The organism is Streptococcus sp. SGI.013, from assembly GCF_050315295.1.
Classification (GTDB): Bacteria; Bacillota; Bacilli; order Lactobacillales; family Streptococcaceae; genus Streptococcus; species Streptococcus porcorum.
On the sequence record NZ_JBNPOS010000063.1, the window covers coordinates 1 to 2,246 of the forward strand.

The 2,246-nt window shown below is 35.4% G+C and carries 2 protein-coding genes; one reads left to right on the top strand and one right to left on the bottom strand.

Annotated elements, in window-relative coordinates; genetic code table 11:
- The coding region (locus tag ACQRDX_RS09185; RefSeq protein ID WP_427896586.1) for a helix-turn-helix domain-containing protein at positions 1-198 on the bottom strand (198 nt) is incomplete at its 3' end.
- Positions 199-620: 422 nt separating this feature from the next.
- Between ACQRDX_RS09185 and ACQRDX_RS09190 the strand changes: the two genes are divergently transcribed.
- A complete protein-coding gene (locus ACQRDX_RS09190) occupies positions 621-2,000 on the top strand; it encodes a DUF6287 domain-containing protein (RefSeq protein WP_427896588.1) in 1,380 nt (459 codons plus the stop codon).
- The last annotated feature ends 246 nt before the right edge of the window (positions 2,001-2,246 follow it).

Consider the following 2,246-nt stretch of genomic DNA (forward strand, 5'->3'; position numbering starts at 1 on the left):
AAAATTATCAATTGACAAACTTGACTGCCCTTTTTCAAATCGACCTAAAAATTGTGGAGTCACTGTATCAGCTGCTGCTTCTTTTAAGGATAATCCACGTTTTTCTCGAAGATATTTAAAAACTTTTCCACTAATACCTTGTGTTTCTGTCATATAAAACTCCTTTTTCGTTATTCTCCTGTATCTATTATATTTCATATTTCCTAAATTGGAAAGTTGCGAACCTATATGTTTACTTTTTTTCCTATTTAAATCGTTTTTAGAAAAAATGAACTTTTACGTTCGATTGGAAGTTTTTGATCTATTTTGTTTTATTATTAAATTAAGGATTTATATTTTGATAATCATAAATTCTTTAAATATAAATCGGAGGTACAATAAAATCATCTATTTGGTCCACCAATAAATAGGATAACCGTCTCTTTTTTATAATGTCAATTAGAATGACAAAAAGTGGTTACTAAGACTACTATCACATTTACATTATCTGTATCTCTAGACATATAATATAAAAAAAGTTGAAATCAGATTGTTTAAAATAAAACTAAGGACGGTTATAGTTCACTCGGTCTATAAAAAGACCATTGTCTATTCCTTTGGAACTTAAACAGGAGAATAATATGAAATCAAAGAAATTTTTATTTACAAGTGCAGTAACTCTTGCTCTTCTATCGGCTGGAATATCCGTTCCTACCTTTGCTGAAGAAGCAGCTACAAATACAACTAGCCCATCTACTACACAACCGAGTCAGGTAAAAAGCTCTATTGCAGTTTCATTAACTGAAACAACAACTGGCAATCTGATTCGTGTTACCGGTAGCGTCGATAGCCTTCCTACAGAATTTATCAACTTCGCTGCAGATGTTATTGATGTTAATACAGGGAAAATTGCTGCTACCCAGGGACCAGTCTTTCTTACTTTGAGAAACAATCAAACATCAAACCATGACGATCTTTATATCGGTAGTCTCCCAGATGGCACTTACAAAGTTGTCCTCTACAATGAATTTGATTGGGAATCAACAACTACTGACGGAGTAACTTACTGGTACACTGGAGAGTCTGCAACCTTCCAAGTCAAAAACGGACGCTACGCTGCGCCTGGGACTACACCAAGTTCTTCAACTACTGAAACGGAAACATCAACAAGTGCGCCAGCTTCTGAAACAGAAACATCAACAAGCGCATCAGCTTCTGAGGCAGAAACATCAACAAGTGCGCCAGCTTCTGAAACAGAAACATCAACAAGTACGTCAGCTTCTGAAACAGAAACATCAACAAGTACGTCAGCTTCTGAAACAGAAACATCAACAAGTACGTCAGCTTCTGAAACAGAAACGTCAACAAGCGCATCAGGTACAGATTCAAGCTCTACAACATCAACTTCGACTATTACTTGGGAAACAGTGGCTGGAACTTGGAAAAATAATAACGGTCAAGTCCTAACAATTGATAAAAATGGGGCAATCACAGGTAGTATCGGAAATGGTCAACTTAGCCAATTTACAGCTATGAAAGATAAAACACGCGGTGGTTTCAACGCTGATGTCACTACATCTGCAGTGGGACACTACGGATTAGCCTATATGCCTATTGGCGCTAAGGCATCAGACCAAGATGCTTCAGATAAAACGAAAGAACGAATTTTAATTGGTCAGAGCGACAACTCCGGTAACCTAAATGATTATTTCTATCGTGTAGAAACGTCAACAACACAATCAACAACGTCTGAAAATAAAAATACGACTACATCAAGTAACAGTGGCACTAAATCAAGTACCTCTACTTCAAAAGTAAATAAATCCAATAATACAACTCAATCATCTAGTAAGTCAAAAGCAGTTGAAGCAGAGAAAAATCTTCCTAACAAAATTGCTAAAGAAATTTCAAAACGACTTCCAAATACTGGAGAATCAACTAATCTAGTTTATCTCGTTATTGGTCTTATTTTATTGGTTGGAGCTGCTATTCTTACTAAAGTAAAATCACTTAAAAAATAATAACTACTCAAGCAACATTTGTAAACCTTGTAAAATAGTGACTATCGGAAAATATGAAAGCTTCTATCCCGAGTTCTAATCGTGTTTTTATACTTATGCCTATTGCCTATTTTAGTGGGGTCGTCAGTAGATTAGTTTCACTTTAAATTACTAGAATCGTCAACTTGTCAACCACAACGACCTCTCTAGTGTTAATTTGATGGATATCTAGTCATAATTCCCGCGTTCTAAAATCGAAATTTTCTT